26 protein-coding genes are annotated in these 25,232 nt (G+C 49.7%); 14 read left to right on the top strand and 12 right to left on the bottom strand.

The features are described 5' to 3' along the window. Positions 1-153: 153 nt before the first annotated feature. The 4 genes from QMA09_RS13780 to QMA09_RS13765 form a co-directional block, all read right to left on the bottom strand. The gene (locus QMA09_RS13780) at positions 154-447 is read right to left on the bottom strand and encodes an RPC34 RNA polymerase subunit family protein (RefSeq protein WP_290213501.1); all 294 of its coding nucleotides are present in this window, start codon (positions 445-447) and stop codon (positions 154-156) included. Between the two features lie 175 nt (positions 448-622). Then, positions 623-1,921 (bottom strand): M20 family metallo-hydrolase, encoded by a 1,299-nt coding sequence (locus tag QMA09_RS13775; RefSeq protein ID WP_290213500.1) that lies wholly within the window; start codon positions 1,919-1,921, stop codon positions 623-625. A gap of 22 nt (positions 1,922-1,943) precedes the next feature. Further along, on the bottom strand, positions 1,944-3,119 hold the full coding sequence (locus QMA09_RS13770) for an amidohydrolase (RefSeq protein ID WP_290213499.1): 1,176 nt from the start codon (positions 3,117-3,119) through the stop codon (positions 1,944-1,946). Positions 3,120-3,137: 18 nt separating this feature from the next. Further along, positions 3,138-4,337: a hypothetical protein gene (locus tag QMA09_RS13765; RefSeq protein WP_290213498.1), complete on the bottom strand. Its 1,200-nt coding sequence runs from the start codon at positions 4,335-4,337 to the stop codon at positions 3,138-3,140. Between the two features lie 272 nt (positions 4,338-4,609). Here QMA09_RS13765 and QMA09_RS13760 point away from each other — a divergent pair, with 272 nt between their 5' ends. Then, positions 4,610-6,034, top strand: a complete 1,425-nt coding sequence (locus tag QMA09_RS13760; protein WP_135500406.1) for an NAD-dependent succinate-semialdehyde dehydrogenase — start codon at positions 4,610-4,612, stop codon at positions 6,032-6,034. 52 nt (positions 6,035-6,086) lie between these two features. On the opposite strand, the gene thrB is transcribed toward QMA09_RS13760, so the two are convergent. The 3 genes from thrB to QMA09_RS13745 are packed head-to-tail and all read right to left on the bottom strand — an operon-like array spanning position 6,087 to position 9,339. Continuing rightward, positions 6,087-6,992: a homoserine kinase gene (gene thrB, locus QMA09_RS13755; protein WP_290213497.1), complete on the bottom strand. Its 906-nt coding sequence runs from the start codon at positions 6,990-6,992 to the stop codon at positions 6,087-6,089. After that, positions 6,989-8,050, bottom strand: coding sequence for a threonine synthase (gene thrC / locus QMA09_RS13750; protein ID WP_290213496.1), 1,062 nt, complete (start codon positions 8,048-8,050; stop codon positions 6,989-6,991). The genes thrB and thrC overlap by 4 nt, the downstream gene beginning before the upstream one ends. After that, positions 8,047-9,339 carry a homoserine dehydrogenase gene (locus QMA09_RS13745; RefSeq protein WP_135500409.1) on the bottom strand — a complete coding sequence of 431 codons (1,293 nt, stop codon included), beginning with the start codon at positions 9,337-9,339 and terminating at the stop codon, positions 8,047-8,049. The genes thrC and QMA09_RS13745 overlap by 4 nt, the downstream gene beginning before the upstream one ends. Positions 9,340-9,460: 121 nt before the next feature. On the opposite strand from QMA09_RS13745, the gene QMA09_RS13740 reads away from it, so the two are divergent. The 3 genes from QMA09_RS13740 to QMA09_RS13730 all read left to right on the top strand — a co-directional run bounded on the left by QMA09_RS13740 (position 9,461) and on the right by QMA09_RS13730 (position 13,455). Next, entirely contained in the window at positions 9,461-10,825 is a 1,365-nt protein-coding gene (locus QMA09_RS13740) for an aspartate kinase (RefSeq protein WP_290213495.1), read from the top strand. Positions 10,826-11,406: 581 nt separating this feature from the next. After that, positions 11,407-12,255: an AhlS family quorum-quenching N-acyl homoserine lactonase gene (gene ahlS / locus QMA09_RS13735; protein WP_290213494.1), complete on the top strand. Its 849-nt coding sequence runs from the start codon at positions 11,407-11,409 to the stop codon at positions 12,253-12,255. A gap of 15 nt (positions 12,256-12,270) precedes the next feature. After that, the gene (locus QMA09_RS13730) at positions 12,271-13,455 is read left to right on the top strand and encodes an iron-containing alcohol dehydrogenase (RefSeq protein ID WP_135500412.1); all 1,185 of its coding nucleotides are present in this window, start codon (positions 12,271-12,273) and stop codon (positions 13,453-13,455) included. Positions 13,456-13,490: 35 nt separating this feature from the next. Here the strand turns inward: QMA09_RS13730 and QMA09_RS13725 are convergent, their stop codons facing one another. Together QMA09_RS13725 and QMA09_RS13720 are read right to left on the bottom strand one after the other, a co-directional pair. After that, complete coding sequence (locus QMA09_RS13725; protein ID WP_135500413.1) at positions 13,491-13,985, bottom strand: cupin domain-containing protein; 495 nt, start codon at positions 13,983-13,985, stop codon at positions 13,491-13,493. Positions 13,986-14,065: 80 nt separating this feature from the next. Next, the gene (locus tag QMA09_RS13720; protein ID WP_135500414.1) at positions 14,066-14,716 is read right to left on the bottom strand and encodes a LytTR family DNA-binding domain-containing protein; all 651 of its coding nucleotides are present in this window, start codon (positions 14,714-14,716) and stop codon (positions 14,066-14,068) included. A gap of 176 nt (positions 14,717-14,892) precedes the next feature. On the opposite strand from QMA09_RS13720, the gene aceA reads away from it, so the two are divergent. The 3 genes from aceA to yhfH are packed head-to-tail and all read left to right on the top strand — an operon-like array spanning position 14,893 to position 17,937. Further along, positions 14,893-16,182: an isocitrate lyase gene (aceA, locus tag QMA09_RS13715; protein WP_135500415.1), complete on the top strand. Its 1,290-nt coding sequence runs from the start codon at positions 14,893-14,895 to the stop codon at positions 16,180-16,182. Positions 16,183-16,186: 4 nt separating this feature from the next. Further along, complete coding sequence (gene aceB / locus QMA09_RS13710) at positions 16,187-17,788, top strand: malate synthase A (protein ID WP_175580252.1); 1,602 nt, start codon at positions 16,187-16,189, stop codon at positions 17,786-17,788. 20 nt (positions 17,789-17,808) lie between these two features. Further along, complete coding sequence (yhfH, locus tag QMA09_RS13705; protein WP_135500417.1) at positions 17,809-17,937, top strand: protein YhfH; 129 nt, start codon at positions 17,809-17,811, stop codon at positions 17,935-17,937. A gap of 221 nt (positions 17,938-18,158) precedes the next feature. Here yhfH and QMA09_RS13700 read toward each other — a convergent pair whose 3' ends face one another. Then, positions 18,159-18,431 (bottom strand): hypothetical protein, encoded by a 273-nt coding sequence (locus QMA09_RS13700; protein WP_135500418.1) that lies wholly within the window; start codon positions 18,429-18,431, stop codon positions 18,159-18,161. A gap of 130 nt (positions 18,432-18,561) precedes the next feature. On the opposite strand from QMA09_RS13700, the gene QMA09_RS13695 reads away from it, so the two are divergent. Further along, complete coding sequence (locus QMA09_RS13695) at positions 18,562-19,221, top strand: HAD family hydrolase (RefSeq protein ID WP_290213493.1); 660 nt, start codon at positions 18,562-18,564, stop codon at positions 19,219-19,221. Positions 19,222-19,239: 18 nt separating this feature from the next. Beyond that, positions 19,240-19,614 (top strand): VOC family protein, encoded by a 375-nt coding sequence (locus QMA09_RS13690; RefSeq protein WP_290213492.1) that lies wholly within the window; start codon positions 19,240-19,242, stop codon positions 19,612-19,614. 44 nt (positions 19,615-19,658) lie between these two features. On the opposite strand, the gene pcp is transcribed toward QMA09_RS13690, so the two are convergent. Next, a complete protein-coding gene (gene pcp / locus QMA09_RS13685; RefSeq protein ID WP_290213491.1) occupies positions 19,659-20,267 on the bottom strand; it encodes a pyroglutamyl-peptidase I in 609 nt (202 codons plus the stop codon). Between the two features lie 161 nt (positions 20,268-20,428). Here pcp and QMA09_RS13680 point away from each other — a divergent pair, with 161 nt between their 5' ends. From QMA09_RS13680 to QMA09_RS13660, 5 genes are all read left to right on the top strand, one after another. Then, positions 20,429-21,211: a transporter substrate-binding domain-containing protein gene (locus QMA09_RS13680; RefSeq protein ID WP_483313559.1), complete on the top strand. Its 783-nt coding sequence runs from the start codon at positions 20,429-20,431 to the stop codon at positions 21,209-21,211. A 98-nt stretch (positions 21,212-21,309) separates the two neighbouring features. After that, positions 21,310-21,969, top strand: coding sequence for an amino acid ABC transporter permease (locus QMA09_RS13675; RefSeq protein WP_135500423.1), 660 nt, complete (start codon positions 21,310-21,312; stop codon positions 21,967-21,969). Beyond that, entirely contained in the window at positions 21,962-22,684 is a 723-nt protein-coding gene (locus QMA09_RS13670) for an amino acid ABC transporter ATP-binding protein (protein ID WP_135500424.1), read from the top strand. The genes QMA09_RS13675 and QMA09_RS13670 overlap by 8 nt, the downstream gene beginning before the upstream one ends. A 125-nt stretch (positions 22,685-22,809) precedes the next feature. Beyond that, on the top strand, positions 22,810-23,673 hold the full coding sequence (locus QMA09_RS13665; RefSeq protein ID WP_135500425.1) for a hypothetical protein: 864 nt from the start codon (positions 22,810-22,812) through the stop codon (positions 23,671-23,673). Between the two features lie 156 nt (positions 23,674-23,829). Then, on the top strand, positions 23,830-24,000 hold the full coding sequence (locus QMA09_RS13660; RefSeq protein ID WP_158290556.1) for a hypothetical protein: 171 nt from the start codon (positions 23,830-23,832) through the stop codon (positions 23,998-24,000). 93 nt (positions 24,001-24,093) lie between these two features. On the opposite strand, the gene QMA09_RS13655 is transcribed toward QMA09_RS13660, so the two are convergent. Continuing rightward, positions 24,094-25,101, bottom strand: coding sequence for an LLM class flavin-dependent oxidoreductase (locus tag QMA09_RS13655; protein ID WP_135500426.1), 1,008 nt, complete (start codon positions 25,099-25,101; stop codon positions 24,094-24,096). Positions 25,102-25,232 lie beyond the last annotated feature (131 nt).

Genomic DNA, 25,232 nt, shown 5'->3' with positions numbered 1-25,232 from the left:
AGAAGCTCACAAAACTTTTAAAAATTTTAAATTATCTATTGAAATCCAAAATCTACCCCACATCGCTAGAACAGCTGACAATAGAATAGTAATAAATGGGAGATGGCACCACATAATAAAAAGCCGCTTCAATTAAGAAGCGGCTTACACCTGTTAATCCTCCCATAATCCGATAATGCCGTTTCGCCGATAAATGATCCGATTAGCTTCAAGCGCTTTTAACACTTTGGATAAAGTTTGATGCGGTATATCCATGTCCGTTGTGATTTCTTTTATCGTTTTAAACAGCACGCCATCAGCAGTTGCATTTTCCATAAAATATTCTATGAATGCTTGTCCAATTTCTGCGATACGGTCTGGTTCTCCTGCAAAACAATTAATGCATTGCTTCATGACTTTCTGTTCTCTAAATGGCCGAGTCTCGTAAATATTATGTCTGGCTGACATTTTATCTCGCCTCCCACTTATTAACTTTTATATTATCTTATTTACATATATACCCTAAATCACTTTATTTATTCAACATATTCAGAATATTGTTCTATAGTTTTAATAGTTTACCTCATATTAGTGAAAAATAAATAAAAAAAAAGCCCTGTCTCAGAGGACAGGACTCATTTTTTCAATCTTTCATCGCGTTTTCAATAAAATCTTTCAAAGCATGGATTCCATATACACAATCAGTCAACGAGGACCATTCTTTCGGATTATGGCTGATGCCGTCTTTGCTTCTAACAAAGAGCATTGCCACTGGAATATAACGCCCGAGCACCATTGCGTCATGCCCAGCACCACTTGGAATATGGACAGGTTTTATGCCAAGCCCGTTCAATGACTCTTCCAGTTTCCGCTTTAATGTTTCTTCGATCGGCACCGGCATGATTTTGGTATTTTGCTTAATAGCCAACTGTACATTGCGGCGGCCGGCAACTTCTTCAGCGTATTGTTTAATCTGTTGAAGCAGCTTGTCCCGCGTTTCTTCTTTGATATCACGGATGTCAGCGTGGAGAACAACTTTTTCCGGGATAACGTTGATGCCATTCGGAAACACTTCCATTTTTCCGATAGTTGCGACTGAAGTGCCGCTGACTTGTGCTGGAAAATCGGGAATGCCGTGTATAAATTCAGCAGCCGCTACCAACGGATCTTTGCGTCCTATCATCGGTGTATTCCCAGCGTGGCCCGCTTCACCTGTAAATTCCAGTTCAAGCCAGGCTGGGCCGGCAATGCCGCTGACGATGCCTACCGGCTGATTTTCTTGTTCCAAGCGTTTTCCTTGTTCTATATGCACTTCAACAAATAATTCCAATTCGCTAACATCGCGCTTTGCTTTTTTAAAAGCAGCCAGGGAACTGCCATAATGTTCGAGCACCTGCTCCAGGTTTTCTCCATTGTAATCCCGGAGCTGCTGTATTTCTTCTTCGGTGATGTCGCCTGCCATTGCCCGGCTGCCAGTCAACCCGCTATTGAAGCGAGAGCCTTCTTCGTCCGTGAATATGATCAGTTCGTAGGGTTTCTCTGGCACATATCCAGTTTCCTTCCACGCTTCCGCGACTTCCAATGCTGACAAGACGCCAAGCGGACCATCAAAGTTTCCGCCATTCGGCACACTGTCCAAATGTGATCCTGACGCAATCGCTTTGGAGGCATTGTCTTTTCCCGCCAAGCGGCCAATTACGTTCCCAGCTCCATCTTCGATTATGGAGAATCCAGCTTCCGCCATCCATTGTTTCACTAATTCCTTCGCTTCTTTTTCTTCGGCAGACAAGCCAGGGCGCCGGACGCCTCCGATTTGGGTATAACCGATTTTCGAAAGTTCATAAAGGCGCTTTGCCAGCCGCTCCCCTTTAATACCTGAACGATCCAAGTTCTGATCGTAGCCGTTCATCAAGTCTTCATAAACCGGATTTTCTAATGCCATGCTTATGCCCCTTTACTTTCAGTCATTTGGTCAAGTATGCCCAGGCGTATTGAGCGTATAATTCTGCACCGGTTGCCATCGCGTCTTCGTCAATATTGAACTTTCCGTGGTGATGGGCCCATTCGGTATCTTTGCCAGCATTCCCGCTGCCGACCAGTGCAAAACTGCCCGGAACTTTATCCAGGTAAAAGGAGAAATCCTCTCCTCCCATTGTCGGTTTTTCATCGTACACTGAACCTTCGCCGAATGCTTCGACAGCCACCTGCTGGACCAGCTCCGCGCTTTCTGCGCCGTTGATCACCGCTTGGGTGCCACGGATATATTCCACATGAGCTGTGCCGCCATAAACAGCAGCAGTGTGCTCAGCATAAATTTTCAATTGTTTTTCAATATGATCGCGGATATCCGGATCAAAACAGCGTACGGTACCTTCAAGTTCCGCATTTTCCGCAATGACATTAAAGCGTGTGCCGACGGTCATTTTGCCGATCGTCACCACCGCCGGCTGCTGCGGATCAATCGTCCGGGAGACGACCGACTGCACGTTCATGACAAAGGCCGATGCGATGATGGCTGCATCGATGCAGTCTTGCGGCATCGCCCCATGTCCGCCCTGGCCTTTGAAATGCACATTGAAAATGTCTGCCGAAGCGAAAGAAGGGCCAGGCCGGCACGCCACTTTATGCGTCGGCATTTGGGACCAGATATGGATGCCAAAAACATCATCCACTCCGTCGACAGCACCTTGGCTGACCATTGCCTTCGCTCCAGTCGCTACCTCTTCTGCCGGCTGGAAAATGAATCGAACGCTGCCTGGAATCTGTTCTTTGACAGCAACAAGCGCTTTCGCCGCAGCAAGCAGCATAGCTGTGTGGGCATCGTGTCCGCAAGCATGCATTTTACCTGCTTCGGCTGACCTGAATGGCAGATCTTCATTTAATTCGTGCACCGATAAAGCGTCCATATCTGCGCGCAGTGCTACGGTTTTGCCAGAGTTCCCGCCTTTAAGTGTACCTATTACGCCAGTAGGCTCTGCTTTCCAGCAATCAATCCCAAGCCCTGTCAAATAATTGTAGACAAATTCGGAAGTGTTATATTCTTCCCACGATAATTCCGGTTCGCTGTGGAGCTTTCTTCGGATATCGATCATTTCATCGCTATTGTCCTGAATCGCTTTTTTGATGGTTTCATTGATCATTAGTAAGAACCTCCATTTTTATAGGAAGCCGACAAATATTCCGGCTAAAATGACAGAAACAATAGTCACGGTGATAAATCCAGCTACAAGCATCGGCGGCAGCATATGGCTCGTCAACACTTCCCGTTCCTTCTCATCTTTTGTCAGGGAATTGATGACTTCCACGGTGATGACATAATCCGCCGGGAATCCGTACAGCGCCGTCAAGGACACGGCAAAAGCCATTTCTTTGCTGACTTTCAGCAGTTTTCCGACGATGAAAGAAAATACATACATACCCGCTACCCCTAATGCGATCAAAGTAACAAGCGGATAAATGATTTCAAGCATCATGCTTGGCGTTGCATTCTTCAGTCCGTCGAAGACGAATAACAGCAATCCAAGGATGGCGAAACCGAATCCATTGGCTTTTTGGAGTGGGTGGCGTTCAAGGAAACCGATGCTGCGCGCAACTACTCCAAAGAATAAGCACAGGACGAATGGACTGATTTCCACATAAGGAGCAGCCAAAGTAGATACCAAGTATGCTGCATAGCCGACAAGTGCCAACCGGAAAAATTTGAAGAAATCCGTATTGTATTCAGGTGGTATTTTGGCGAACATTTTCGGTTCGCGCACCTCTTCATTCGGTTTAGCCTTTTCATCTTTAGGTCCGCTTTGCTTTAAAGACAATTCGTTGTTTCTGTATTTTTCCAATAACGAACGGCCTTCACGCTTCAGCATGATCGACGTCAGCGGGTAACCGGCAAAGCCTTGCATAACGTAGATGACGATGGCGAAAACCGCCAACGTCGGCAAGCCTGCTGCCTCTGCCCCTTCGGACATGATCAATGCTGAAACGACACCACCGACCAATGGCGGAATCGCCACTACGACTGTTTGGAAATCGAACAGCAGCATACCGATGCCGAACAGAGCCGCAATAATCCCCAAGATTCCGGACAAAGCGATCAAAATGGTTTTCCATTGCGCTTTCAGCTCTTGAACTGACAGCAATGTACCCATATTAGTGATTAAGAGATAAATAAGCACCGTGACAACAGCCGGCGGAATGCCTGCAATCGCTACGATTTCTGGAGGGAAAAATGTCCAATATCCCAGCAGGAATAAAAATCCACTAATAAAAATAGAAGGAATCCATGCTTTTGTGCGAATCGAAACGACTTCGCCGATAAACAAAATAAATGCTAAAATCGAAAATGCCAACATTTGAGCCATGCTTTTTTGCCTCCTATTCAATATCCACCAAAATCCTTTACTTCAATAAAGGATTGTTGCCATCTTAGCATAATTATTTGCGCAAGAAAATAGAATAAATGCATAATTTAGAAATTGCCAATTGTTTTGATAACGTTTACAATGGCTTTAGATTGCGGTTTATGCTTTATGAATTTTTCTGTATTTTATTTTCCCCTAAATGCTAACGGGTTTATTTATTGCCAGTAGAGGTATGTGGATAGAATAGTTATAAATTGAAGGAGGCTGCATGAATGGAAGGCAAAAACTATATCAATGGTGAATGGAATACAGAAGGAGATGGCGTCATCAACGTCATGAACCCAGCAACCGGTGAACAAGTCGGAACGGTTCCGAATGGCGGCGAAAAAGAAGCGACCGCTGCTGTCGAAGCTGCTGCTGCTGCATTCCCCGGATGGTCCAAGACGACTGCTTATGAACGCGCTGAACTTTTGATGAAATGGCACGACTTGCTTCTGGAACATAAAGAAGAAGTCGGCGAAATCCTGACAAAGGAAATGGGCAAGCCGCTTGCTGAAGCTATTGGTGAAGTTGAATACTCCGCTTCATTCATCTCATGGTTCGCTGAAGAAGGCAAACGCCTTTACGGCCGAACGATTCCGGCAAGCAAGGAAGGCAAACGGATTCAAATCAATAAACAGCCGGTAGGCGTTGTGGTATCGATCACCCCGTGGAATTTTCCGGCAGCAATGATGGCTCGCAAAATGGCACCTGCGCTAGCAGCGGGATGTACATTCGTTTCCAAACCAGCGAAGCTGACGCCGCTCACTGCCGTGCGCATGTTTGAGCTGGCGGAGGAAGCCGGATTCCCGAAAGGCGTCATTAACCTGGTCACAGGCAGTGCCAGCAAAATCGGCAAAGTCTTCACCAGCCATCCTGACGTTAGGAAGTTAACCTTTACAGGGTCAACCGAAATCGGCAAGGAATTGATGAAGCAGAGTTCCGAAACTATGCTTAACCTGTCTCTTGAACTGGGCGGCCATGCACCGATCATCGTGCTCGATGATGCAAATCTCGATCTAGCTGTAGAAGGCGTAGTGGCTTCTAAATTCCGCAACGCTGGCCAAACCTGTGTTTGCGGAAACCGGATCTATGTCCAATCGGGAATTGCAGATGAATTTGCCAAACGCCTGCAGGAAGCGACCTCCAAGCTAAAGGTCGGAAATGGCATGGATGAAGGCGTGACGATTGGGCCGTTGGTCGATAAAGACGGCTATGAAAAAGTTCAGCAGCATGTTCAGGACGCAGTTTCCAAAGGAGCGAAAGTATTGATCGGTGGAGACGGTTCAACGGAAAACGATTCCTATTTCTATAATCCGACGGTGCTGGTGAATGCCAGTTCCGACATGCTGGTCATGCACGAAGAAACGTTCGGTCCAGTCGCGCCGATCATGACATTCGAAAAAGATGAAGAGGCAATTAAGCTGGCAAATGATACACGCTTTGGCTTGGCCGCTTATTTCTTCACTGACAGCATGACACGCGGTACTTATATTGCTGAAAACCTGGATTATGGCATTGTAGGATGGAACGACGGTGCGCCGTCAACCGCTCAAGCGCCATTCGGGGGCATGAAAGAAAGCGGAATTGGCCGAGAAGGCGGACAAGAAGGCCTCGAAGCTTTTGTCGAAACCAAATACATCTCCATCAAAATCTGATAAACGCAAAAAAGCGGTCCGGGGATATCCCTCGGACCGCTTTTTATGCTGATTAGACCACTGTCTCAAATGATTTTATGCCAGATGGGCTCGGTTTAGTAAAACTGCAATCGTAATGTGGAAATTGTTCACTCAAAGAATTGCAGATTTCTTGCTCCCGGCCTTCGGGGGCCACGATGAACAACGAGGGGCCTGCTCCACTGATAGCCGAACCATATGCCCCTGCCGCCCGGCAGGCCTGGCGAATCTCGGCAAAATCCGGAAATCTGCTTTGCCGGAAAGGTTCGTGGAAAGCATCCTTTTCCATCATGCGCCCTGCTATCCGCCAATCGCCGCGCACCAATGCGGCTGCTAAAACATTGCCGGCCGCACTGCTAGAGATTGCCGCACCGTATGCAAGGCTTTCTGGCAGCAGCCCTCTCGATTCCGAAGTCAGAAATTCAGTCGGCGGCACCATCAGCACTACTCCTATAGCAGCATCCGGAATGTGTACCACTTCCAAGTCCTCGCCTTCTGCATAGGAAATTGTCAATCCGCCCATAAGCGAAGCGGAAATATTATCAGGATGCCCTTCCATTTCGGTACCGATCGCTACTTTTTCTTTCATCGGCATATCAATTCCCAGCAAACGCACGCAGATTTCAATGCCCCCAGCAATGGCGGAGGCGCTGCTGCCGAGGCCTCGTCCGAGTGGGATGTCCGTCTCCACTACCAATTTAGCCGGCGGCAAGGTTCGGCCGAGTTTAGAGGCAGTGTGCATTGCCGCTTTGACGATTAAATTTTGGGCTGCACCAGCTAAATGGCTGTAGCTGTCATCTTTGTATTCAACGTGCCATTGTTCAGCACGGGAAACGTGGATCGTCAACTGGAGGTCCAAAGCCAGGCCGATCGAGTCGAAGCCCGGCCCCAAGTTTGCCGTCGAAGCCGGTACGATGACTGTAAAATCCGTCCACATCATACCTGAACCCCTTTTTTCAAATCCTCCCAGAAACGTTCCATGTCTTCAGGGACCAATTGTGCCTTGTCGGCATTAACCGCAATCGCAGTTTCAGGATCTTTCAACCCATTGCCCGTCAATACAGCAACAATCGTTGCGCCTTTTTGGATGCTGCCATTTTCCACCTGTTTTTTGATGCCGGCAATCGATGCACAAGATGCCGGTTCTGCAAAAACGCCTTCTGTCGAAGCCAGCATTTGGTAAGCTTCCAAAATTTCTTCGTCTGTCGCTTCCAAAATTGTGCCTCTGGATTCATCTAATGCATTGAGCGCAAGCTTCCAGCTCGCCGGATTGCCGATGCGGATCGCTGTTGCCACTGTTTCCGGCTTGTCGAACACCCGGTTATGGACAATCGGCGCCGCTCCCGATGCCTGAACGCCCAATAATTCTGGCCGTTTTGCCCCTGTTTTTTCTGCGTATTCACTGAAGCCTTTCCATGAAGCGGAAATATTGCCGGCGTTGCCGACCGGCAACGCGAAGATATCCGGAACTTTCCCGAGCTGGTCAATCACTTCAAATGCAATTGTCTTTTGCCCTTCCAAGCGATATGGGTTCACCGAATTCACCAATGCAATGCCGGCTTCTTCCCCAACTTCACGGACCATGCGCAGCGCTTCGTCGAAATTGCCTTTGATTTCCAGGATTTCAGCGCCGTACATTTTGGCTTGCGCCAATTTTCCGAGTGCGATGCGCCCTTCCGGAATAACGACGATTGTCCGCATGCCGGCTCTAGCCCCGTAAGCGGCAGCCGATGCCGATGTGTTGCCTGTCGAAGCGCAGACGAGCACCGATTTCCCTTCTTCTTTCGCTTTCGCAACCGCCATGACCATTCCGCGGTCCTTGAACGAGCCTGTCGGATTCGCCCCTTCAAGCTTGACGTATAAATCGATGTCCCATCGTTCAGACATCTTATCCAAGCGGACAAGCGGCGTGTTGCCTTCTTGCAATGTCAAAGCAGGTGTATTTTCAGTGACCGGCAGCCACTCTTTGTATTGTTCGATCAATCCAGGCCATCTCATGCAGATTCCTCCCCTTCAATGCGGTAATGGCTGATGACGCTAGCGGTCCCTTCCAAATCGCCGAGCACGTTCAAATGCTGTTGGCGGGAAATGCGGTGTGTCAATAAAACCAGTTCCGCTTTGCCTTCTTCTTGTGCTGGATGCTGCATGACCGATTGGATGCTTGCACCATGCTTGCCGTAAATCGACGTCATTTTCGATAAGACCCCCACTTCATCCGTAACCAAAACGCGATGGAAATACTTCGCAAACTGCTTCGATTCAGGCTTCATGACTCGCTCGTGCTGCGCCGAATGGACACGCTTGCCATTGACTTCCAGCAATAGGTTGCGGCAAGCGGCGATAATATCAGAAACGACTGAAGTCGCAGTTGGCAAAGAACCGGCTCCAGGACCGTACAGCATCGTCTCGCCGACCGCGTCGCCGTGAATATAAACTGCGTTATATTCATTGTTCACAGATGCCAGTGGATGTGAATTCGCCATAAATACAGGTTCTACGGCCACTTCAATTCCATCTTCGTCTTTTTTCGAAGAACCGATCATCTTCATCGTGTAGCCGAAATCCGCTGCCATATCGAGGTCGCCGTCGCGGATTTCTTTCATGCCCCGGACGAGCACATCATCGAGATGGACCTCGGTGGAAAACGCCAGCGATGACAAGATGACCATTTTCCGTGCTGCATCCAGTCCGTCGACGTCAGCTGATGGATCTGATTCCGCGTAGCCGAGCGCTGTCGCTTCGGCGAGTGCATCTGCGTAGCTCATATTTTCTTTCTTCATTTTTGTCAGGATGAAATTGGTCGTGCCGTTGACGATCCCCATCAAGCTGCTGATGCGGTCGGAAGCAAGTCCATCTTCAAGCGTGCGAATGATTGGAATTCCGCCTGCTACACTCGCTTCGTAAAACAAATCACATTTCTGTTCATCGGCGAGCTTCAATAATTCATGGCCATATTCTGCCATGACATCTTTGTTCGCTGTCACTACCTGTTTGCCGGCTTTCAAGGCTTCTTCAATCGCATTTTTAGCGCCATCGATACCGCCCATCACTTCGACAATGATATCTAATGAAGGATCATTCAATAATTCATGAATATCTGTGCAGAACACAGACGGATCCAGACTGGATAGTCTTTCTTTGTTAATATCCTTGATAAGGACTTTTTTGATGGTTACCTGGACGCCCAATTTATGGCGTAAATCCTGCTGATGCTGCTGCAGGATGGTGGCTACACCGCTGCCTACTGTCCCCAGTCCTAATAATCCGATTGAAATTTCATTTTTCATTGACGATTCCCCCTAGGCTGTGTACACTGTGAAAATACAGTTGTTTTTTGCATAAGGACATTATAGTATTATATAAATTCGAAAGCAACCCCTTACTCCCACAAAGATTGGATCTGATGAGATGAAAGTAAGTAAATTCGGCGGAACTTCCGTCGCGAGCGCCGCACAAATAGAAAAAGTGGCAAACATCCTCAAAGCGGATCCAAGCCGCCGCATCGTCGTCGTTTCCGCTCCCGGCAAACGGTTTGACAATGATGTGAAAGTGACAGATCTGCTGATTCGGCTGGCAAATGCCTCGCTGGCCGGCGAACCGGTAGATAGAGCATTGGACGATGTACTGGCCCGTTACCGGGATATTGCTTTAGACCTTGGGCTTGATGATGGCATAACTTCCATCATAGCCGATGATCTTGCTCGCCGTTTGGCTGCATCGAAAGAAAACCCTTCCTTGTATTTTGATCAATTAAAAGCGAGCGGTGAAGACAATTCCGCTAAGTTGATCGCAGCATACTTAACTTCAATCGGCCTTCCTGCCGAATACATCAACCCGCAAGATGGGGGACTCGTCGTTAACAATCCTCCGGCACGCGTCCAAGCATTAGCGGAATCATACGCCAATCTTTCCCAACTCCGCAACCGCCAAGCGATCTGCGTCTTCCCGGGTTTCTTCGGCTTTACGGAAACTGGCATGCTCCGCACATTCGACCGCGGCGGCTCGGATATCACTGGCTCTATTCTGGCCGCAGCAGTAGGTGCGGAACTTTACGAGAATTTCACTGACGTCGACTGTGTGTTTGCGGCAAACCCGAAAGCGGTGGATAATCCGGCCGAAATCGAGAAAATGACGTACCGGGAAATGCGTGAATTATCTTACGCCGGCTTCGCTGTGCTTCACGACGAAGCATTGATGCCTGCTTTTAAAGCATCTGTTCCGGTATGCATCAAAAATACGAATAATCCCTTTTCCAAAGGAACGATGATTGTTGCAGAGCGGGATTTTTCCGAACGGCCCGTTACAGGCATTTCAGCCGACAGCGGTTTTTCCACGCTCTATGTCAGCAAATATTTGATGAACCGTGAAATCGGCTTCGGGCGTAAATTGCTGCAAATTTTGGAAGATGAACAAGTCTCCTATGAACACATCCCTTCCGGCATCGACAACCTTTCCGTCATCGTCAGAAGTTACCAATTGACGCCAGGCAAGGAACAACGCATCGTCGACCGCATCAAAAATGAATTGCATGCAGACGATGTTTCATTCAGCGGCGGCTTTTCAATGGTCGTCCTCGTCGGCGAAGGCATGAAATACTCTACTGGCCTCGCTGCCAGAGCAACTCAAGCCATCGCCCGCACAGGCGCCAACATCGAAATGATCAACCAGGGCTCATCAGAAGTCAGCTTGGTGTTCGGCGTATTGCAAAAAGACGAAACGAAAATCCTGCAAGAACTTTACAGCGAATTCTTCACGCCGGTATTCGCCGGCTGAACTCCCCCCTGCGCACATCGGCAGGGGGATTTTTTATGTGAGTAAAGTTGAAAATACTGAACTAGTATAGTTCAAATCGCTCCGGCCGCTTTGGGCATGGCTCTCGCAATGAGACGAGAAGACCACTCGTCTCATTACTTCGCCTAGCCCCTTGACGCGCCTCCGCTAAGAGATATCTCAATATGGAGCAAAACAGCGGAGAAAACCTTACTGCTCCTGTCCCTGCAACGCTTCGCTAGCTTCGGGACAAAAAGTACGTTGCAGTGCTGCGCACTTCGTCGCAAAGACTTGCCCTCGCAAGCTTCGGGTAAGTCTTGCCTGCGGGAAAGCGAGACAGCCGAGACCCCGGAAGGAGCGAAGCGACTGAGGAGGCTTGGCGCTCCCCCGCGGCAAAAACATTTGTGCTCCTGCAGCGCTATGCGCTTCGTCGCAAAGGTATCGCCCCAATTCTTGGGTCAATACCTTCGCAGCTGTTTTGCGGAATATCGAAGATATTAATTAATTCCAATCAAGGCAGGAAATCATTTCTATTAATCAGAAAATTATGATATTATGGAATCATTCTGAAGGGAGGCTTTTTAATGACAGGAATTATCAAACCGAACCCGAAATTGTACGTAATGGATAATGGCCAGCTCAGCATGGACAAGAATTACATGATTTCCATGCACAACCCGGCAAGCGCGGAAAACCCGAATGTGCCGAATGAGCTGGTGAAGTTCCCCGTTTACACCGTCCTGATCGATCATCCGGATGGGAAAATCCTTTTTGACACTGCCTGCAATCCGGAATCCACCGGCTTGAACGGACGCTGGGGCACTGCGACCCAATCGCTGTTCCCGCTCGATATGCCGGAAGAGTGCTACCTCCACCATCGCCTGGAAGAACTCGGCGTACGCCCTGAAGACATCAAGTACGTCGTGGCTTCCCACCTTCACCTAGACCACGCAGGTTGTCTCGAACTCTTCACGAACGCCACCATCATCGTCCATGAAGACGAATTGAACGGCGCTCTCCAAACATACGCACGAAACACCAAAGAAGGCGCATATATCTGGGGGGATATCGACGCTTGGATCAAAAATAACCTCCAATGGAAAACGGTGCGCCGGACGGAAGACGGCTTGAAGCTTGCTGAAGGCATCCATCTCCTGAACTTCGGCAGCGGACACGCCTGGGGAATGCTAGGGCTGCACATCAATTTGCCGGAAACTGGCGGGATCATTCTTGCGTCAGATGCCATCTACACCGCAGAAAGTTACGGGCCGCCTGTAAAACCGCCGGGCATCCTCTACGATTCAGTCGGCTATAACTCGACCGTCGAGCGCATTCGAAGAATTGCGCAAGAAACGAATTCCGACGTCTGGTTCGGGCACGACGCAGCGCAGTTCAGCAAATTCCGAAAATCCACTGAAGGCTATTACGAATAATGGAGGACATGATTCATGACTTTTTCTAAATTGGTTTTCGCTCCCTTAAGCTATACCGGCTGGGGATCACTCGAACAGCTGATTCCGGAGCTCGAGCGCTTTGCGCCAACTAAAATCCTCCTCGTCACCGATCCGATGCTCGAAAAAATCGGTTTGTCCGATCAAGTGTCGAAGCCGGTGCGGGACGCGGGCTATGAAGTCACGCTCTACACCGACGTCGTACCGGAACCGCATCTGGAAACCGGCGAGAAATTGGCAGCGTTCATACGCGGCAACGGCTTTGATCTTGTCATCGGGGTCGGCGGCGGCAGCGCGCTCGACCTGGCAAAACTCGCAGCCATCATGGCGACGCATGAAGGGCCGGTCGCAGACTACCTGAACTTGACCGGAACGCGCAAAATTGAACACAAAGCATTGCCGCTTGTCCTGATTCCGACAACTTCCGGCACAGGTTCCGAAGTGACGAGCATCGCCGTATTATCGCTCGAATCATCCAAAGATGTCATCACGCACGACAATATGATTGCGAGTGTTGCGATTGTCGATCCGCAACTGACGGTTTCAGTACCCCCGAAAGTGACCGCCGCGACCGGCATCGACGCTTTGACACACGCAGTTGAAGCTTATATTTCAATCAATGCCAGCCCTGCGACGGATGGCTTGGCGCTGCACGCCATAAGGCTTATCTCGAAATCTCTGCGCACAGCCGTCAAAGATGGCGGCAACAAGCAAGCGCGCACTGATATGAGCCACGGCAGCTATTTGGCTGGATTGGCATTTTTCAATGCGGGCGTCGCGGGCGTCCATGCACTCGCTTATCCGCTCGGCGGCCAGTTCCACATTCCCCATGGCGATTCCAATGCCGTTCTGCTGCCTTACGTCATGAGCTATATCCGCAAGAGCTGTCCGAAACGCATGGCGGATATCCTTGAAGCGCTTGGCGGCAACCCAAGTTTCTTGTCCGAAGAAGAAGCGTCCTATAAATGCGTCGATGAGTTGAAGCGCATTGTTGAAGACGTAGGCATCCCCTCGACCTTGTCCGGTTTCGATGTGCCGGAGTCTGCGCTCGACAGTTTGACAGCGGATGGCGTCAAGCAAAAACGGATTCTTGCCAGAAGCCCGCTGCCGCTCGAAGAATCGGATATCCGCAAAATCTATCAGTCGGCATTCGATGGTGTCCCTGTCGAACCCGCCACCTAAAAAAATCCCGAACCGCTTTTGCGGTTCGGGATTTCCTATTTCCATTGATCTTGCAGCGGGCCGTTCTTGCCGAAAACGGGATCGGTCTGCGGCAGCGGCGTGTTTTGGATATCTTCAAGCACGTATGGCCTTTCTTCGGGGGCGCCGGTCTTCAAATTATAGCTGACGCCGTTCGGATAAGCTCCGATGACTTCAAAGTCAGCAGACGCTTCGATCTTTTTATGCCCAGTGCCTGCAGGCAGCACGACGACATCGCCGGCTTTCACTTTCACTTGTTCGCCCTGCTCTCCGCCAAGCTGCAAGGTCGCTGAACCTGCGCTGACCCCGAGCGCTTCATGCGTGTTGCTGTGGTAATGGTGGTAATCGAAAACCCCGCCCCTCCAACTATTGAGCCAATTATGGCGGTTGAACACCTCTTCGATTTCCTGGGGATTTTCTTTGAATGCAGCGGGGTAGAATAAAACATTCAGCGCCGGATTGTTCGGTATTGCGCCATCGTCTTCAAAATGGAAAAATTGTTCATTCGCCATTACGCGCCAGCCCCTTTCATTTATAGGGACTTTACCCTATGGAAGGTTTTATTAATCGCGTCGGTTGTAACTTTGTCCACTTAAAATCCGAGCCTCCCTCTGACGCTTGCCGCGTAGTTTTGGCTGACAGGCAGGACGGAGCCGTCTTTCATCGTCAGCTGGTAGTTCGAAGCCATATCGCGGGTGATCTCTTCTATATGATGGATGTTTACAATATAAGCGCGGTGGATTGGCAGGAAAAAGTCCGGCAATTGATTGCGCAGGTTTTTCAAGGTATGAATCGAACAATAAGTGTCATCTTCTGTATAGAACCACGTTTTCTTCTGGCTGCTTTCAATGTGAGAAACACGCTCCACCGAAACCGGCCGCCACGCTTCTTCCAGTTTTCCTGTCAGGAATTTCAATGGCTGCAATCTCCGTACAGCAAAATCTGGCGGCAGAATGATGACGACAACACCGTTTTTGCCATCTATTTCAACAGGATAGCCGATTCCATAATACGCTGTGCCAAGCACCGACTCTTCCACCAGCATCTCGACACGCCGCTGTTCCTTGCCGGTCCGCGCCGCTATGCTTCCTGCTATGACCGGTTGCCCTTCCGTAATCCTCAGGTCATAGGCGCCCGCTTTATAGTAGATATAACAACCTTCTGCCGCAATCGCGATTGACGCCTCTTTCGGCACCCAGTCGCCAATAATCGAACCCATCTGCTCCAATATTTTGTTTTCCATCCTTCCGATCCCCTTCCGCCTGCTTTTATCGTGAAAACCCCGCTTTCGTCGCTGCATATCCGCTTTTATCCAATTTTCAAGACAGTCAAACTATTCTGTTATATATTAATATACATCAACAACAACTGTATTAATACAGTTAATAAAAACTTTTAGTCGAAAGGGATGGATTGGATATGGCGAACAAACAACAGCAAGCACAGGAACTGAAAAAGAGCTGGGAGCAGGACAGCAGATGGAACGGCATTGAACGCCCCTATACGGCAGAGGAAGTCGTGAAGCTGCGCGGTTCGGTGCTCATTGAACATACACTGGCGAAAAAAGGCGCTGAACGCCTCTTCAAGTCAATCCATGAAATGGATTTCGTCAACGCACTTGGCGCATTGACCGGCAACCAGGCCGTGCAGCAAGTGAAAGCAGGCTTGCAAGCCATTTACTTGAGCGGCTGGCAAGTAGCGGCGGATGCCAACTCCGCTGGCCAGATGTACCCGGACCAAAGTTTATATCCCGTCAATTCCGTGCCGGACGTAGTGAAAAAGATCAACCGCGCATTGCAGCGTGCAGACCAGATCGACAGCGTTGAAAATACGGAAGGCTTTGACTGGTATGCACCGATTGTCGCGGATGCGGAAGCTGGATTCGGCGGACCGCTGAATGTCTTCGAATTGATGAAATCGATGATCGAAGCTGGCGCTGCCGGCGTCCACTTTGAAGATCAGCTCGCTTCGGAAAAAAAATGCGGCCACTTGGGCGGCAAAGTCTTGCTGCCGACGCAAAATGCGGTAAGAAACCTTGTATCTGCCCGCTTGGCAGCTGATGTGCTTGGCGTTTCGACATTGATTATCGCCCGCACTGATGCAGACGCGGCTGACTTGATCACAAGCGATATCGATCCGCGCGACCATCAATTTATCACCGGCGAACGGACGCCAGAAGGCTTCTACCGGACAAACGCCGGCATCGACCAGGCCATCTCGCGCGGTTTGGCTTACGCGCCGTACGCAGACTTGGTGTGGTGTGAAACCTCGCATCCGAACTTGGAAGAAGCTCAGCAATTTGCGGACGCGATCCATGCCGAGTTCCCTGGCAAGCTGCTTGCTTACAATTGCTCGCCTTCATTCAACTGGGAAGCGAAGCTTGATAAAGAAACCATCGCGAAATTCCAAGTCGAACTTGGCAAGATGGGCTATAAATTCCAGTTCGTTACGCTTGCAGGCTTCCATGCTTTGAACCACAGCATGTTCGAACTGGCGCACGATTACAAAGACCATGGCATGGCCGCATACTCGAAACTGCAGCAGGCCGAGTTCGCCAATGAAGCAAAAGGCTATACGGCAACTCGACACCAGCGTGAAGTCGGCACCGGCTACTTCGACGAAGTGTCGCAGGTTATTTCCGGCGGCACAAGCTCGACAACGGCCATGAGCGGTTCTACAGAAGCAGCCCAATTCACAGCGGCGAAATGAGAGGATGATCCCTTTGCTGACAAAATCGACGATTCTAATCACAGGCGGGCCAGTCCCGCAGATGGACAAGATCTTGACGCCCGAAGCCTTGGAGTTCATTGAAAAACTGCATGTGCAGTTTAATCCGCGCCGCGAAGAGCTGCTGGAACGGCGGCAGCTTCGCCAGCAGGAAATCGATGCCGGAAAGCCGCTCGATTTCCTGCCCGAAACGAAACATATCCGTGAGGGTAATTGGACGATTGCGCCATTGCCTGCTGACATGCAGGACCGGCGCGTTGAAATCACCGGTCCAACCAACCGCAAAATGCTCATCAACGCCTTGAATTCCGGTGCGAAGATGTTCATGGCAGACCTTGAAGACGCGACAGCGCCGAACTGGTTCAATGTTATCGATGGCCAAGTGAACTTGGCTGATGCGGTCAGGCGCAAAATCGACTTTGAAGCACCGGATACGGGCAAGGCCTATAAGCTCAATCCCGAGACGGCTGTGCTCATGGTACGGCCACGCGGATGGCATCTGCTGGAGAAGAACATTCAAATCGACGGCAAGCCGATTTCGGGCAGCCTGGTCGACTTCGGCCTTTACTTTTTCCACAATGCCAAAGAATTGATCGAGCGCGGGACAGGGTCTTACTTCTACCTTCCAAAGCTCGAAAGCCATCTGGAAGCGCGTCTTTGGAATGATGTCTTTGTTTTCGCGCAGAACGAAATCGGCATCCCTCAAGGCACGATCCGGGCGACGGTGCTGATTGAGACCATTCTTGCGGCATTTGAAATGGATGAAATCCTTTACGAACTGCGCGATCATTCAGCCGGCCTGAACTGCGGCCGCTGGGATTATATTTTCAGTGTCATCAAGCGCATGCGCAACCGGCCAGAATACCTCTTCCCTGACCGGTCACAAGTCACCATGACCGTGCCATTTATGCGGGCTTATACGCAGCTTTGCATCAAGACTTGCCATAGGCGCGGAGCTCCAGCTCTTGGCGGGATGGCGGCACAGATTCCGGTCAAAGGCGATCCCGAAGCCAACGAGGCCGCATTCCAAAAAGTGCGTGAAGACAAGCGCCGCGAAGCGATTGACGGCCACGATGGCACTTGGGTCGCGCATCCAGGAATGGTTGCCGTGGCAATGGAAGAATTCGACGCGCATATGCCGGCGCCCAACCAAATTGACAAACAGCGGGAAGACGTCAACGTCACGGCTAAAGACCTGCTCGAAGTTCCAGCAGGCACCATTACAGAAGACGGCCTGCGCTCCAATATATCCGTAGGCATCCAATACATCGCATCCTGGCTGTCCGGCAACGGTGCTGCTCCCATCAATAATTTGATGGAAGACGCGGCCACAGCCGAAATCTCCCGCTCCCAGGTCTGGCAATGGATCCGCCATCCGAGAGGCGTTCTCGACGATGGCCGAAAAATCACCGTGAGTTTATTCCACGAAATAACGGAACAGGAAGATCGCAAGATCCGGGAAGCCGTTGGTGATGAGAAATACCGATCCGGACATTTTGAAGAAGCGCGCGAGTTGTTTACTCAACTCACATTGCAAAGTGATTTTGCCGAGTTTTTGACGCTGCCAGGGTATCAACTACTAAACTAACCTAATTGGAGGAGATCACTATGAAAAACATGCAGACGTACGGAATGCGCCCTAAAAAAGAATGCCAGGAATGCGGTTGTGAAATCAAAGAGCAGCGGGAATCGATCAACTACGAATGTGAACGCTGCAGCGCCAATAAAGACGAATAGAGTTTTCCGGGGCGTCCTTTCGAGGGCGCCTTTTTTGCTTGCGGACAGTATTTGTTGCTGCTGGGACAGTATTTGTCATTATTAGGACAGTATTACGATGCTAGCGGATCGTATTGGCGAGTGATGGGACAGTATTTCGTTTCGCAGAAGAATAATACTTAAAATCCCCCACTGAAAAAGGCATCCCAGTTCTCACTGGAATGCCTTGCCATCTTTCATTTTCATGTTTGGTCGGAGGATTTGATGCGGTAGACGGTATCGTCTTTAACCGTATTGAATACCTCGATAAAACGCGTTCCTTTGCTGCTTTTTCCGGACTCATCGTCTGCAATAACCGCTGCAGGTTCAATGACGCGCGAATCGAAATCCTCCATCAAGTCCTGCAATCCATCGTAGCTGTCGATGCCTTTGTCTTTTTTCACTTTATTGAAAAGCTGTTCCGATTCCGGTTCTGTCAATTCAACGTATCCCACTGTAATGCGCTGTATGTCCATAATTAAACCCTCCCGCATAATTTCTTTTCCTATACCCCTGGCGTCCAGCTGGATAAACCTGCCCTAGCCGAGACCGCGCCTTTCCGTTATGATGGGGAAAGGAAAAAATTAATGAACCGGAGTGAATGCCATGCGCGTTGCGATTTTCGATTTTGATGGAACACTTTATTCCAAAGAAACTTTCGGGCTGATGATGGAGCACCTGAAGAACCACCCTCTCCACAGCAAGCGCTACCGCCAGTTTTACCGTGCCATCATGCCGCCTTATATCGGCTCGAAACTGAAGCTCGTGTCGGTCCCAAAAATGCGGGAACGTTCGGTGCAGGCCTATTTGGCTGCCCTGGAAAGCTTTACGCAACATGAGCTGGAAACTTATTTCCGCGAAATCGCTGACCGCATGCATGGCGATTTCAATCCGGAAGTCGTCGAGCGGCTGAAGCGCCATGTGCAGAACGGCGATTACATCATGCTCGTGTCGGGTGCTTTCACTCCGCTCCTGCATGCCGTGACGGAAAATCTGCCGATCCGCACCATCATCGGCACGGAAATTCCTTATGCAAAAAATATCCTTGACCACCGCGCCAAGATTTCACATATCCAAGGCCCGTTGAAAACCGAAAAAATCAAACAGGCCCTGGCAGGCGAAGAAGTCGATTGGGCGAACAGCTCCGCATATGGAGACAGCCATTCCGATTTGCCTGTGCTTGAGCTTGTGGGCAATCCTGTCGCAGTGCGGCCGGAACCGCGTTTGCGGGTTGTTGCAGAGCAGCGCCACTGGGAAATCATCTAATCTGCAGGAGGAAATTTTATGGAACTGACACACACCCGCCTGTTGGTGGATAATTATAAAGAATGCTTTCTTTTTTACCGCGATGTCTTGGGCTTTGACGTGAAGTCCGGCGACGAGAATTCCGCAGCCGCGGACCTGCAATTCAATCACTGTACGGTGGAATTGGCCGAAAGGAGCCTTATCGTGCCAACTCCAGATTCCCTGGTTTCATCAGACTCATTGGGAACCGTCATTTTTGAAGTCGAAAACACAGAAGCCGCTTACGAAAGATTAAGGCATTCTGTGAAATTCATCACTTCCCCGACAGTCCAAGGCGGCCAGGGCGGCAAAGTTGCACATTTCAGAGATCCCGCCGGCACGCTGATCGAACTGAACGAAGCGATTGCAGGTTAATATGTTCGAGTAAAAAGCAGCCGTCTGCCATAGACGGCTGCTTTTTATTGTTCCCCTAACACTTCGATGCAGACTTTTATGCCCCGGACGAGGTCAGCGTGGGACCAGCTAGGGATTTTGCCGTGTTCGATTCCAAGTTCATGCGAAGCCGGAATGTGGATAAACCCCGTGCGCATGTCCGGTTTCATCGTTTCCGCGTAATGCAAGCCTTCGTACATGACGTTATTGCATAAGTAAGCGCCAGCTGTATTGGAAATGTCCGCTGGCAGCCCTTCGCTTTGGAGCCGGTCAACCATCTGCCTTGCCGGCAAGGTCGTGAGGTATGCCGGCTTGCCGCTTTCCCTGATCGGTTCGTCCACCGGCTTGTGCCCCTCATTATCCGGCTCACCGTCTTTAACATTGATGGCAATGCGTTCGGGTGTGATTTTATAGCGGCCCGCTGCAAGCCCCAGTGAAATGACAGCGTCCGGCTCGACTTCTTCGATGTATGACAATAAATGCTGGCCCGACGAATTAAAATCGACTGGCATCACTTTGCTGACAATCGAAAAGCCGCCGATTTCCTGTCCATCCAGTTCTGTAACGATCCGCATCGTCGGATTGACGGTAAAAGCCAGAAACGGTTCGAATCCTGTAAGCAATAGTTTTTTCATAATCCCCCTCCATTCTCCGCCATTATACGCCAGAATCCGAAAATCCTAAACCTGTCGCCCTCTTTAAAAATAAAACTTTGCAAATTCCCTGATATTTGTTAAAATGCATACAGATGAATATTTATCCAAATATATTTATACAGGGGGAACCAACATTGAATATCACTAAAAAACACACATTGGCTGTTTTATTTGCATCATCCGCTTTGCTTCTTGGAGCTTGCGGCAGCGACACTCCAGAATCCGGCGGTTCAGGCGAGTCCGAAGAAGACAAAGTCCTGGAAATGGGAACTTCAGCTGAATTCCCGCCATTCGAATCACGCGATGCATCCGGTGAATTCGTTGGATTCGACATCGATATGGCTAACCGCATCGCGGAAGAAATGGGCTATGAATTGAAAATTACGGACATGAAATTCGACGGTTTGATCGGCGCATTGCAGAACGACCGCGTTGACATGGTCATTGCCGGCATGTCCGCCACAGACGCCCGCAAAGAAAACGTTGATTTCTCGACAGAATACCACTTCTCAGGAGAAATGTTCGTAACCCCGAAAGATTCTGACGTAAAAACGCTTGAAGACCTCGAAGGCAAAAAAGTCGGCGTTCAGCTTGGAACAATCCAGGAAGAAGGCGCTAACGCCATTATTGAAGAAGAAGGCATCAATTTCGAGTTGAAAGCGCTGGATGATTCAGGCGCATTGATCCAGGAAATCCTGTCCGGCCGCATCGATGCAGCCTATATGGACAAAGAAGTGGCAAAAGGCTATATCGAAGCGCAGGACTTGGGCGCATTCGATGATCCGACAACTTCTTCACCAGGGATGGCTGTGGCCTTCCCGAAAGGCAGCGAATTGGTAGAAGAAGTCAACGCTGTCCTCGCTGAAATGGAAGAAAGCGGCGAAATGGAAGAATTGAAGAAAAAATGGAAGATTGAAGAATAAAGACATTCTTTTGAGCGGCGGGCCTAGTCCGCCGCTCACTATTTATTAGGACATCCCCTTTTGCGGGATGAATTTCCAACAGAAAAGAGTTGTAACTTATGAACTTGGACTTTTCACAAATGGTTCCTTATATTCCTTTTATCTTAGAAGGGATTTGGGTCACCTTAAAATTCGTCATCGTCGCAATCATCCTTGGTTCGATTCTGGGAACGATTTTGGCATTGTTCAAAATCGGCTCCATCAAACCGCTGCGCTGGTTCGCAGACGCGTATACATCGATATTCCGCGGCACGCCGCTGATTTTGCAATTGATGATCATCTACTACTCGATTCCACAGCTGACCGGCTATGACATTTCGCCTTTCTTATCTGCGATTTTGGCATTCGGCCTGAACTCGTCGGCTTATATTTCTGAAATTATCCGCGCCGGCATCCAAGCGGTCGACAAAGGGCAGATGGAAGCTGCGCAAGCGCTCGGCATCCCCTACCGCGCGATGATGAAAGACATTATCCTGCCGCAGGCATTGAAAAACATCCTGCCGGCTTTGATGAACGAATTCATCACATTGACGAAAGAATCTGCGATTGTTTCGACAATCGGCTATCTCGATTTGATGCGCCGCGCACAAGTGGTCGGCTCCGATCTGTTCCGCAACTTCGAACCGCTGCTGTTTGTCGGCTTGATTTACTGGTGCCTGGTCATGGGATTGACCGTACTTGGCAGAATGTTTGAACGGAGGCTGAAGCAAAGTGATTAAAGTGGAACATTTATACAAGAAATTCGGCTCCAACGAAGTGCTGACAGACATCAGTACCGACATCAAAAAAGGTGAAGTGGTTTCCATCATCGGCCCTTCCGGCTCGGGTAAATCGACGTTTCTGCGCTGCTTGAACATGCTGGAGATCCCTACATCCGGAAAAGTGATCATCAATGGCCAAGATCTGACAGGACCGAAAAAGGACGTCCAGAAAATCCGCCAAGGAATCGGGATGGTGTTCCAGCATTTCCATCTATTTCCTCATTTGACGGTGCTTGAAAACCTGACTTACGCCCCGATGAAAGTGAAAGGCGAGAGCAAATCACTTGCCGAAGAAAAAGCGCGCGCATTATTGCTGCGCGTCGGCTTAGCTGAGAAAGAAAAAGCTTATCCGAGCAGCCTCTCCGGCGGCCAGAAACAGCGTGTCGCAATCGCCCGTGCGCTTGCAATGGAACCAGAATTGATGCTGTTTGATGAACCGACTTCCGCACTTGATCCGGAAATGGTCAAAGAAGTGCTTGACGTTATGAAAGATTTGGCGAAATCCGGCATGACGATGGCGGTTGTTACGCACGAAATGGGCTTTGCACGGGAAGTCGCCGACCGCGTGCTGTTCCTGGATCATGGCATCCTCGTTGAAGAAGGCAAGCCGCTGGAATTCTTCGCATCACCGAAAACCGAGCGTGCCCGTGATTTTTTAGAAAAAGTTTTATGAAAAGATGCCTTCCGGGGCATCTTTTTTTGTCGATTTGTTCATATCCCCTTGCCATTTCCCGCCTCAGCTCCCCATGCAGCCATGCTATAATCAACGATGAAGAAAAAAATTGAGGTGTCCCCCGAATGTTAAGGAAAATCATTGTTTTATTTGCAGTCGCATTTTTCATGGTGCTCATCATGTTCACCGGAATGATGTTCATGACCAATACAACAGAAATCTATTCGCAAGGCGATATAAAGCTGGAAATTGAAAAACCCGCTTTCTTTACGCTGGCAGAACCGGACGCAGACGGCAAGCGCAATATTACCCTCTTCAGCTTGCCGCTCGGCAGCTATACGCTGACAGAGCGCCAATTGGACAATGGCACCACGATTGTTTTCGATCATCTTGAAAACACAAGCTGGCTGCCATTCGTCGTCTCTATGAATACAGCAGGCATTGGAGATCCAGATGTGCGTTCTTGGAACACCGAACCTGTCATGCGCACAACAGATCCGGAATACGGCAACGACCCGACTTCCCGTCCATATGGCATCATCGCTATGGACTCTACTGAAATCCTGCAAGGCAATATTTACGTTTCGCGGAATCTGAAGCTTGGGAATGGCGATCCGGTCAAAGAATTGCGCCATGAAATAGCGGAATTCACAATCGAAGAAGGAAAACTCCTGAAAAACTTCTGGCTTCCGCCGAAGCATCAGGCTGAGAGCTGGTTCATGTTGTCGCCGCAACCCTTTTTCAGCACGCCGCAAGACGAGGAGGCGTGGATCTCGCATGCCGCTCAAAATCCACGCGAACGGCTGAACTGGCTGACGCCGCAAGGTCCGATGATGAAGATTCCCCTCACTGATGACTTGCGCACAGAAATGGCTTATAGCGCATCTCCTGATACCGCTGAAGCGATAGCAGAGGAATGGCAGGAAAGTTCTCCTGCTGTCTATTTCGAGAGCATCCTGTTGAATGCCGAAGCAACCAAACAGCAATAATTAGAATCCGCCAGAGCCACAGCTCTGGCGGATTTTTTTCAACCTAAGCATTGAAGCTTTATTGTTAACGGAATAATCAGTATAATAAAAGCATATAGACGTCCACCTTCCTTCACTGGCAATCACTTACACATCAGCGGAAAGGAGGTCTTTTCCATGGCAAAAATCAGAATCGATCCGCAGGAAACTCCGCGTGAAATCGAAGAAGATTATAATGCTGCCCAGAACATGATCGGCGAAGGAGCACCAGACTATTCCAACGCGAAGGATGACGACGCACCAAAAGAAATCAAAAATGAAGCGCAGCAAGCTAAACGGCTCCAATAACTTGCGCTTGCAGCACCGCCAAAACTTGGCGGTGTTTTTATTTTGTGCAAAAAAATCCCTGCTAAAGCGATTGCTTTAGCAGGGACATCGTATTTAATCCATCATATCGCCGACAATGCTGTAAGAACGCAGCCGGTCTTCCAGGTGGAAAATTTGGGAATTGACGATGACTTCGTTTGCCCGGGTCTTCAGGATGAAGTTCCGCAACTTTTCGCGTACCACATCCGGTGTGCCGACAATCATCGACTCAGAAGCCAGTTTTTCTTTGAAGATGGAAATTTCACGCGGAGACCAAACCGCTTCCAGGTCATCGATCGGCGGCTGGAAATGGGTCGGCATGCCTCTCATCAGCGCAAACATCTGCTGCTGGCTGGATGTTGCCAGCCATTCAGCCCGTTCTTGCGTATCCGCTGCAATAACATTGACGCCAACCATGGCATACGGCTCCTTCAATGCGGCGGATGGTTTGAAATTCTGGTGGTAAAGCTGCAATGCCTGCATCGTATAATCCGGTGCAAAATGGCTGGCAAAAGAAAACGGCAAGCCTTTTATTGCTGCCAGCTGCGCACTGAATCCACTCGAACCGAGCAGCCACAGCGGCACGTCCAACCCGGTTCCTGGGAAAGCGCGGACGCTGCCTTTTGGATTTTCAGAAAAATAATTTTGCAGCTCTTCTACTTGCTGCGGAAACTCATCGCCGCTGCTGTGCAAGGTACGGCGCAGCGCATAAGCTGTCGCCTGGTCACTCCCTGGCGCACGCCCTAATCCAAGGTCGATGCGGCCAGGATACAACGATTCAAGCGTACCGAATTGCTCGGCAATGACAAGCGGCGCATGGTTCGGCAGCATGACGCCTCCTGAACCGACACGGATGCGCTCCGTTTGCCCCGCAATATGGCCAATAAGCACCGATGTCGCTGAACTGCCGATGCCTGGCATATTGTGGTGCTCAGCCAGCCACAGCCTGCTGAAGCCTAATTCCTCTACATGCTGCGCCAAACGGACGCTGTTCTTGAATGATTGAGCCGCATCGCTGCCTTTATTGATAGGTGCCAAGTCCAGCACGCCCAACGGGATGTTTTCAAATTTTTTATTTGCCATTGTTCATCACTCCTCACTTTTACAAGTGTAGCGGTACTTGCCTTTTTCTTCACAGTTCCTGCTCAGCGCATAGAAAAACCGGCCCTTTTTTTAGGAGCCGGTTTCAGGAAATAGACAAATGAATTTTTATA

The sequence above is a fragment of the Planococcus sp. APC 3906 genome, from assembly GCF_030407685.1.
GTDB classification, from domain to species: domain Bacteria; phylum Bacillota; class Bacilli; order Bacillales_A; family Planococcaceae; genus Planococcus; species Planococcus koreensis.
Note: the sequence above shows the minus strand (reverse complement) of the source record. Positions and strands in the feature narration are given on the sequence as shown.

Excerpts from the sequence above, each read along its gene's own strand:
- pcp (WP_290213491.1), bottom strand. The coding sequence starts at position 20,267 with ATGAAAAAACTATTGCTTACAGGATTCGAACCGTTTCTGGCTTTTACC.
- ahlS (WP_290213494.1), top strand. The coding sequence starts at position 11,407 with ATGACAGGAATTATCAAACCGAACCCGAAATTGTACGTAATGGATAAT.
- aceB (WP_175580252.1), top strand. The coding sequence starts at position 16,187 with ATGATCCCTTTGCTGACAAAATCGACGATTCTAATCACAGGCGGGCCA.
- aceA (WP_135500415.1), top strand. The coding sequence starts at position 14,893 with ATGGCGAACAAACAACAGCAAGCACAGGAACTGAAAAAGAGCTGGGAG.
- QMA09_RS13720 (WP_135500414.1), bottom strand. The coding sequence starts at position 14,716 with ATGGAAAACAAAATATTGGAGCAGATGGGTTCGATTATTGGCGACTGG.
- QMA09_RS13695 (WP_290213493.1), top strand. The coding sequence starts at position 18,562 with ATGCGCGTTGCGATTTTCGATTTTGATGGAACACTTTATTCCAAAGAA.
- thrC (WP_290213496.1), bottom strand. The coding sequence starts at position 8,050 with ATGAGATGGCCTGGATTGATCGAACAATACAAAGAGTGGCTGCCGGTC.
- QMA09_RS13655 (WP_135500426.1), bottom strand. The coding sequence starts at position 25,101 with ATGGCAAATAAAAAATTTGAAAACATCCCGTTGGGCGTGCTGGACTTG.
- thrB (WP_290213497.1), bottom strand. The coding sequence starts at position 6,992 with ATGATGTGGACGGATTTTACAGTCATCGTACCGGCTTCGACGGCAAAC.
- QMA09_RS13760 (WP_135500406.1), top strand. The coding sequence starts at position 4,610 with ATGGAAGGCAAAAACTATATCAATGGTGAATGGAATACAGAAGGAGAT.
- QMA09_RS13690 (WP_290213492.1), top strand. The coding sequence starts at position 19,240 with ATGGAACTGACACACACCCGCCTGTTGGTGGATAATTATAAAGAATGC.
- QMA09_RS13730 (WP_135500412.1), top strand. The coding sequence starts at position 12,271 with ATGACTTTTTCTAAATTGGTTTTCGCTCCCTTAAGCTATACCGGCTGG.
- QMA09_RS13745 (WP_135500409.1), bottom strand. The coding sequence starts at position 9,339 with ATGAAAAATGAAATTTCAATCGGATTATTAGGACTGGGGACAGTAGGC.
- QMA09_RS13770 (WP_290213499.1), bottom strand. The coding sequence starts at position 3,119 with ATGATCAATGAAACCATCAAAAAAGCGATTCAGGACAATAGCGATGAA.
- QMA09_RS13660 (WP_158290556.1), top strand. The coding sequence starts at position 23,830 with ATGGCAAAAATCAGAATCGATCCGCAGGAAACTCCGCGTGAAATCGAA.
- QMA09_RS13775 (WP_290213500.1), bottom strand. The coding sequence starts at position 1,921 with ATGGCATTAGAAAATCCGGTTTATGAAGACTTGATGAACGGCTACGAT.
- QMA09_RS13780 (WP_290213501.1), bottom strand. The coding sequence starts at position 447 with ATGTCAGCCAGACATAATATTTACGAGACTCGGCCATTTAGAGAACAG.
- QMA09_RS13700 (WP_135500418.1), bottom strand. The coding sequence starts at position 18,431 with ATGGACATACAGCGCATTACAGTGGGATACGTTGAATTGACAGAACCG.
- QMA09_RS13765 (WP_290213498.1), bottom strand. The coding sequence starts at position 4,337 with ATGGCTCAAATGTTGGCATTTTCGATTTTAGCATTTATTTTGTTTATC.
- QMA09_RS13665 (WP_135500425.1), top strand. The coding sequence starts at position 22,810 with ATGTTAAGGAAAATCATTGTTTTATTTGCAGTCGCATTTTTCATGGTG.
- QMA09_RS13740 (WP_290213495.1), top strand. The coding sequence starts at position 9,461 with ATGAAAGTAAGTAAATTCGGCGGAACTTCCGTCGCGAGCGCCGCACAA.
- yhfH (WP_135500417.1), top strand. The coding sequence starts at position 17,809 with ATGAAAAACATGCAGACGTACGGAATGCGCCCTAAAAAAGAATGCCAG.
- QMA09_RS13725 (WP_135500413.1), bottom strand. The coding sequence starts at position 13,985 with ATGGCGAATGAACAATTTTTCCATTTTGAAGACGATGGCGCAATACCG.
- QMA09_RS13675 (WP_135500423.1), top strand. The coding sequence starts at position 21,310 with ATGAACTTGGACTTTTCACAAATGGTTCCTTATATTCCTTTTATCTTA.